The following is a 7213-nucleotide window of genomic DNA, read 5'->3' on the forward strand; positions in this document are numbered from 1 at the left end:
CGCATTGGCTTTCTTCAGCACAGCCTCGTTCTTGTAGAGCAGAACTTCATTCATCAGGTTGGTGCCTTGATAACTCACCATGGCGCCCAATGCCGCGATCAGCGCGGTGAAAATGGCGACCCACTGGTTGAGGCTATGCCCTTTTTGATGTTGCGCGCTGTGCGCGGCTTCATGAACAGCTTCTTCGTGTGGCGCGTGGGTGTGTAGGCCGTGGGACATGAACGCAGAACTCCTGAAAGAATAAAGACCAAGCCGAAATAATGAGCCGAGCTTCGATGAAATCGTCGGTATATTGGTTCCAATGAACCGGGTTCCTAATCGAAATTTTCCGCACGCAGAACAGCCCTGACGGGCGCAAAGCTGGTCCGATGTTCGGGACACGCACCGAATTCAACAAGCAGTTCACGATGTCGCGGCGTGGGATAGCCCTTGTGCTTGGCAAACTCATACTGCGGATACTGCTCATCCAGTACGAGAAGAAACCTGTCCCGAGTCACCTTCGCCAGAATCGAGGCGCTGGCAATCGCCGCGTCCCGGCCATCGCCACCCACTAGGGCATGACATTCCATGTTGCCCATTTTGGGACACTGGTTGCCATCGACATGAATACGATCCAGTTTCCAACCCTGAGATCGCATATGGGTTTCAACTTCCATCACGGCGCGGCGCATGGCCAGCAGCGATGCCTGCAGGATATTGAGCGTATCAATTTCCTGTACCGTCGCTTCGGCAATGGCGAACGCTTGCGCGCGACGGGTTATTTCATCGAACCATTTGTCGCGTTGTCGTTCGGTCAGTTTTTTCGAATCGTTCACGCCAATGATCGGATCATCCGGATACAAAACGACGGCGGCGGCCACAACGGGGCCTGCCAGCGGGCCTCGTCCGGCCTCGTCCACGCCCGCGTAGATTAATCCGGCTGGCTGCATCTCAAACAAAGGCAATTGCGGCATACTGCCCTCTTATTCAATTTTTAGACATATCCATACCCCGACCATGACCGACTCCACTACGCCATCCGTTTCGCGGCCTCTGCGTCTGTTTTTCGCTGCGGGCGAAGCTTCCGGCGACCATTATGCCGCCGAACTTTTCCAGCGGTTGAATACACTGCGTCCAGGCAGCGTTGCCCAAGGTCTGGGCGGGACGCAAAGCCGTGCTGCCGGCATCGATACGGTTGTTGATTTGAACACCGTTTCCGTCATGGGTCTGGTTGAAGTGTTCCGTCATTACGGGCAACTCAAACAGGCGTTGAACACCCTGATCGATGCCATGGTTGCATTCAAACCCGATATTGTAATCGCCATTGATTTTCAGGAATTCAATCAGCGGCTTGCCAAGGCGGCACGGGCACACGGCATCAAGGTGTTGTTTTTTGTCGCGCCGCAGGTATGGGCCTGGCGTCCGAAGCGGGCAAAAAAATTCGCCGATGTCGCGGATCATCTGGCTGTTTTATTTGATTTCGAAGTACCCTTGTTCACCCGATACGGACTGCCGACAACCCATGTCGGGCACCCGTTGCGCGACATGATCCCGCCTGAATCCTGCAAAACCGACACCACCCGAAACCTTGTGCAGGCCGCAGCTCGGCAGACACTCGAAATTGCACCCGCAGCAACGCTGATCGGCCTGCTGCCCGGCAGTCGTCGCAGCGAAATCAGCCGCTTGCTGTGCACTCAGCTTGCCACGGCGCAGCGCTTGCTGAAGGCGCATCCGGATTGGTTGTTCGCCCTGCCCATCGCCGATTCCATTGATCCGGTGTGGTTTGAGCAGGAATTGGCGAAGTGCGCCATCTCGGTGGAACTGCGTGCCAAACTTTCCTTGGTCAATGGTCACGCCAGAGAAGTCATGGCCGCAAGCGATGCACTCATCATTGCGTCGGGCACGGCCACGCTGGAAGCGGCGTTGATCGGCACACCGATGGTCATCGTGTACAAAACACACCCGATCACGTACTGGCTGGCAAAGCATCTCGTGCATATCGAACGCATCGGCCTGCCGAATATCGTCTTGAACCGGAATGCATTTCCCGAATTGATCCAGAGCGCCGCGTCGCCGGACGCCATCACAAATAAAATCGATGAGTTGATGCACGAAACTGAAAGCCGTGCGAGCCAAATCACGGCACTGGCAGAGATTCCACAACATCTGGGCGAACCCGGTGCCTTGGCGCATCTGGCTCAGTTGGTGCTGGATTTGACAAGTGAAACGCCCGCTACAGCCCTGCCAAAATAAAAATCAGCCTGCCGTACAGCAGCGGTGAATCAAACTGCGCAACATCCTGACGGTATCGTCCAAAGCCGATAACTCGATGTATTCGTCTGGCTGGTGCGCCTGATCGATTCGGCCCGGACCGAACACAACCGTATCGCAACCCAGTTCCTTGAAGAATGGCGCCTCGGTGCCAAATGCCACGGTAATCGGCGTTTTGCCACTGATTTCCGCCAATTCCCGCGCCAAGACCGAGTCATCGCCGCTGGAAAAAGGCTCGATGCCGGCCATTAGCGACGTCATTTCGAAATCGAGATCCGTGTCATCCAGCACACGGGCAATCCGCTCCCGTAGCTCCTGACGCAATTCGGGTCCACTCATACCGGGCAAGGGTCGCAAATCGAAATTCAGGACGCACTGCGGGCAAATCCGGTTCGGGTTATCCCCGCCACAAATATGTCCGAAATTCAGGGTGGCATAGGGCACGAGAAAAGCCGGGTTACTCTGCTGCTTGAGTGATTCGCGCCAATTGGACAGATCGGCAAGCACGCGCGTCATGCCGTCGATGGCGTTGCGACCCATTTGCGGGTTGCTTGAATGCCCGCTGCGGCCGGTAACGGTCAGCGACTCCATCATCACGCCCTTGTGCATATGTACCGGGGTGAGATCGGTCGGTTCGCCGATGATGCAGTACTTCGCCCTCGGTCGCCTGAGCCGAGCCAACAGCCGCGCGCCGTCCATGGTGCTCTCTTCATCGGCGGTGGCAACGATAATGAGTGGATGATGCAGATCTTCCGGTTTCAATCCGCGTGCCGCTTCAATCGCCAGAGCCAGAAAGCTTTTCATGTCGGCGCTGCCGAGACCGTAACCTCGCCCCTGATCGACCGTCCAGCGGAATGGATCATGCTGCCAACGCTTGTCATCCCACGGCACCGTATCGGTATGCCCCGCGAGGATCAGGCCGTCATCACCGGTGCCCAGCGTGGCGATCAGATTGGCTTTGTCGATATGGCCTTCCAATGGCAGGATTTCGACGCTGAATCCGGCCGATTCCAACCAACCGGCCAAACGATCGATCAACGACCGATTTCCCATATCGAACTGAGGCATCACACTGCTCACCGACGGCGTGGCGATCAACTCATCCAACATGTGCGACAGGGCGGGCGCGGCCATTTTGATTATTAGTCCTGAGCTGGGAAAAGGGCATCGACGCGCTGGAATCCGCGCGGCAGGATGCGACCACGACTGGCGCGCGCACCACCGTAGTTTTCAAAGTCGACACCACGCAGGGTCACGCTCCGCGCACCGGATTGAACCTTGAGCGATTCGCCTTCGGCCAAGGCACAGGCAGCAATTAATGTTGCCCCGGATTTCAGCCCCATCAGCTTGTTGCCGCGGCCCTTGCCCAGTTGTGGAATGTCGGCACGTTCGAGGATCAGCACGTGACCATCACTGGATGCGAAGGCAATGCGCTCGATCGTATCGTTCAAGCGAATCGGCGTACCGAGTGTGGCACCGTCTTGCAGACTCACGATCACCTTACCGGCACGCTGGCGACTGAGCAGTTCCTCAAACGGCGTGATGAAGCCGTAACCGCCACTTTGCCATAACAAAACGGCATCCTGATCATCGGCCATCACCATTTGAATAAATTGCGCGCCGGTCGGCGGACTGAGCCGCCCGGTCAATGGCTCGCCCTGCCCTCGCGCAGACGGGAGGCTATGCGCAGCCAGCGTGTAGGCGCGGCCGGTATCGTCGAACAGGATGACCGACTGCGTAGATTTGCCGTTCATGTGGGCGAGATACCCATCCCCCGCCTTGTAGGACAACGCAACCGGATCGACATCATGCCCCTTGGCGGCACGAATCCAGCCATTCTTGCTCAACACGACGGTGACCGGTTCACTGGAAATGAGGGCCGTTTCGGCCAATGCCTGTGCCGCACCGCGTGTAACCAAACGCGAACGCCGAGCATCGCCGTATTTTTGGGCATCTTCCTGTAGTTCGTCGCGCAGCAGATTGCGCAAGCGGGATTCATCGGCCAGCAAGCCGCGCAGAATCTCTGCTTCGGCCACCAATTCACCCTGCTCTTTCTTGATCGCAATTTCTTCGAGTTTGGCCAGTTGCCGCAAGCGAATTTCTAAAATCGCCTCGGCCTGACGCTCGGTGAGATCGAACCGGGCAATCAATTCGGCCTTGGGTTCGTCGGCTTCGCGAATGACGGCGATGACTTCATCGATATTGAGGAAGGCAATCAGAAGGCCGGCGAGAATCTCCAACCGGTTCTCCACCTTCGCCAGACGCCACTTGATGCGGCGGGTCAGCGTCTGGCGGCGGAACTGCAACCATTCGGTCAACAGATCCTTGAGATTCATCACTCTGGGGCGGCCATCGAGCGCGATCACGTTCATGTTCACGCGATAGCTCTTTTCAAGATCGGTGGTCGCAAAGAGATGCGCCATCAATGCTTCAGTATCCACCTGTCGGCTGCGCGGAATGATCACCAGGCGGGTGGGCGCCTCGTGGTCGGATTCGTCGCGAAGATCCGTCACCAACGGCAGTTTTTTGGCATTCATCTGGGCGGCGATCTGTTCGAGAATCTTGCTTCCCGACACCTGAAACGGCAGCGCCGTGATGATAATTTCACCCTGTTCGACTTCATAGCGCGCCCGCTGGCGAACCGAACCCGTGCCGGTGCGGTACATCTGGATGATGTCATCCGGCGGCGTGATGATTTCCGCCTCGGTGGGAAAATCCGGGCCGCGCAGATGGCGGCAAAGATCGTCCACAGTGCTCTCCGGCTCATCCAGTAACGCGATGGTGGCCGCGACGACTTCTCGCAGGTTGTGCGGCGGAATATCGGTGGACAAGCCAACGGCAATACCCATGCCGCCATTGAGCAGGACGTTCGGCAAACGCGCAGGCAGCAGCGTGGGTTCTTCCAGCGTGCCATCGAAGTTGGGTTGCCAATCGACCGTGCCCTGCTCCGCTTCGGCCAATAAGCTATGGGCGTAGGCCGTGAGCCGAGATTCGGTGTAGCGCATGGCGGCAAAGGATTTGGGGTCGTCCGGCGAACCGAAGTTGCCCTGGCCATCGATCAGCGGATAACGATACGAAAACGGTTGCGCCATCAGCACCATCGCTTCGTAACAGGCCGAATCGCCATGCGGATGGAACTTGCCGATCACATCACCGACCGTTCGCGCCGATTTCTTGTGTTTGGATGCCGCCGTCAACCCCAATTCGCTCATGGCATAGACGATGCGGCGCTGCACGGGTTTGAGGCCATCACACACACTCGGCAACGCGCGATCGAGAATCACATACATCGCATAGTTGAGATAGGCCTGTTCGGAAAATTCAGCGATCGACCGATGCTCGAAACCGTCGGTGCCGCTTTCATTATTCGCAGGGCCGTGGTCAAACTCATCTAAACTCATGACATCCTCATTATTTTATGCCGCAGAGTTAACTTATCGGCAGCGCCGTCCGACGCGCAGGGTTGAATCGCCGCAGCGCAAATACACCCAAGAGTGCAAACAGCACGGGCGGCACCGCTGCACTCAAAAACGGGACAAGCGGGTGACCCACGCCGTACACCGGCGCAAACGCCGAAACAATCTGTACCAGGGTGAGGTAAACCACGCCGAGCACAATGGCGATAAATAACCAGCGCCCGGCGCCACCGCCACGTTGCGGCGCAAATACGAATGGCAAGGCCAAAAACAGCATCACCAACACGGAAATGGGCGCAAACACCCGCGCCCAAAGTGCGGATGAATAGGCGGAGGCGTCCAACTTATTTTTATGCAGATAGTCCACATAGGAATGAAGTTGCAGAATGTTCATATGCCGTGGATTGAGCACGGCAATATTCAGTATTTTCTGCGAGAACAAGCGCACGTGCTCCTGCACGGGGGCGGTTCTCACCTTGACGCTGTTTCCAGGAACAGTCGTGTCGAGCGTGGATTCTTTCACATCGTACAGACGCCATAAATCCCCGCCTTCGCTGGTCGCATAACTCGCCGACAATAGCTGAACAGGCTGGCTTTGCGCATTGACCGTGAACACGCGCACATGATTCAAACGCCCGCCGACGATGGCCTGACCCACATTGATGAAACGGTCACCGTCGCGCAACCACAAACCGGACTTGAGATTCATGCTGACGCCGGTTCCCTGCGCTTTCGCCCGCGTTTGATTGGCTTTTTCCTGCCCCCAGGCACCGACCGTCTCTCCAATCAACATACCAATCAGTGCAAGAATCGTGGCACCGAGTAACACGGGACGCGCGAGACGGAACATCGACATCCCGGAACACCGCATCACGGTGAGTTCCGAATGTGCCGCCAGATTACCCAGACTGAGCAGGCCACCGACGAGCACCGCTGCCGGATAAAAATCGTAGAGATAGCCCGGCGTGGTCAACAGCACGAAGGATAGGGCATCTATCGCACTGTAGCTTGCATTGACCTTCGGTAATTCATCGATGGCGCCGAAAACGATAATCAGCAATGCGAACGCGGCTGTGGACGCCAAGCCGCCGACAACAATCGCTCGAATCAGATAACGATCAAGCGTACCCATGTCGTCTCCGGAACAGGCGTTGCCACAGTCGCCGCGAACCACCACTCATCCACCAGAGCAGCCAAAGCCACAAAAGAATGAATGCCCCGTGCGTCAAGATCAGCCCCTGCCACAACGTAAGCTCACCGTGCTTGATGACGTTCTCCATCAGGGCAATCAAATTGAAATACAAAGCATAGAGCAGAAATGCCCAGAAGAGTCGGCCATACCGGCCCGATCTGGGTTTGGCTTGGGCCAGAGGAACGGCAATCAAGGCAAGCACAAGTACAGTCAGCGCTTGCGAGAGGCGGTAATAGAATTCGGCCTGATCGCCGGGCAAATTCGAATGCAGCAGCTGCAGGGATGATTTCCTGTTTTCCTGAGTGTTTTCCGTGTCCGCCTGCCCCGGCACAAGAATTTCATGGGTTTGATAGTC

The 7213-nt window shown here is 56.8% G+C and carries 7 protein-coding genes; 1 reads left to right on the forward strand and 6 read right to left on the reverse strand.

The genetic code is table 11. The annotated features are described in order from the left end of the window. A partial coding sequence (locus M7R55_RS09535; protein ID WP_298220179.1) for a DUF4337 family protein occupies positions 1 to 219 on the reverse strand: 219 nt, incomplete at its 3' end. 95 nt (positions 220 to 314) lie between these two features. After that, positions 315 to 953, reverse strand: coding sequence for a ribonuclease HII (locus M7R55_RS09540; RefSeq protein WP_298220180.1), 639 nt, complete (start codon positions 951 to 953; stop codon positions 315 to 317). A 43-nt stretch (positions 954 to 996) separates the two neighbouring features. On the opposite strand from M7R55_RS09540, the gene lpxB reads away from it, so the two are divergent. Continuing rightward, on the forward strand, positions 997 to 2232 hold the full coding sequence (lpxB, locus tag M7R55_RS09545; protein ID WP_298220181.1) for a lipid-A-disaccharide synthase: 1236 nt from the start codon (positions 997 to 999) through the stop codon (positions 2230 to 2232). A 3-nt stretch (positions 2233 to 2235) separates the two neighbouring features. Here lpxB and argE read toward each other — a convergent pair whose 3' ends face one another. The 4 genes from argE to M7R55_RS09565 all read right to left on the reverse strand — a co-directional run. Beyond that, complete coding sequence (argE, locus tag M7R55_RS09550; protein WP_298220182.1) at positions 2236 to 3384, reverse strand: acetylornithine deacetylase; 1149 nt, start codon at positions 3382 to 3384, stop codon at positions 2236 to 2238. A gap of 8 nt (positions 3385 to 3392) precedes the next feature. Further along, entirely contained in the window at positions 3393 to 5651 is a 2259-nt protein-coding gene (parC, locus tag M7R55_RS09555) for a DNA topoisomerase IV subunit A (protein ID WP_298220183.1), read from the reverse strand. 28 nt (positions 5652 to 5679) lie between these two features. Beyond that, positions 5680 to 6798, reverse strand: a complete 1119-nt coding sequence (gene lptG, locus M7R55_RS09560) for an LPS export ABC transporter permease LptG (RefSeq protein WP_298220184.1) — start codon at positions 6796 to 6798, stop codon at positions 5680 to 5682. Then, on the reverse strand, positions 6785 to 7213 hold a 429-nt coding region (locus M7R55_RS09565; protein WP_298220185.1), incomplete at its 5' end, for an LptF/LptG family permease. The genes M7R55_RS09565 and lptG, both read right to left, overlap by 14 nt.

This window comes from Halothiobacillus sp., assembly GCF_027346185.1.
Taxonomy (GTDB): Bacteria; Pseudomonadota; Gammaproteobacteria; order Halothiobacillales; family Halothiobacillaceae; genus Halothiobacillus.

Coding starts and splice junctions, on each gene's coding strand:
- M7R55_RS09540 (WP_298220180.1), bottom strand. CDS start 953: ATGCCGCAATTGCCTTTGTTTGAGATGCAGCCAGCCGGATTAATCTAC.
- lpxB (WP_298220181.1), top strand. CDS start 997: ATGACCGACTCCACTACGCCATCCGTTTCGCGGCCTCTGCGTCTGTTT.
- argE (WP_298220182.1), bottom strand. CDS start 3,384: ATGGCCGCGCCCGCCCTGTCGCACATGTTGGATGAGTTGATCGCCACG.
- parC (WP_298220183.1), bottom strand. CDS start 5,651: ATGAGTTTAGATGAGTTTGACCACGGCCCTGCGAATAATGAAAGCGGC.
- lptG (WP_298220184.1), bottom strand. CDS start 6,798: ATGGGTACGCTTGATCGTTATCTGATTCGAGCGATTGTTGTCGGCGGC.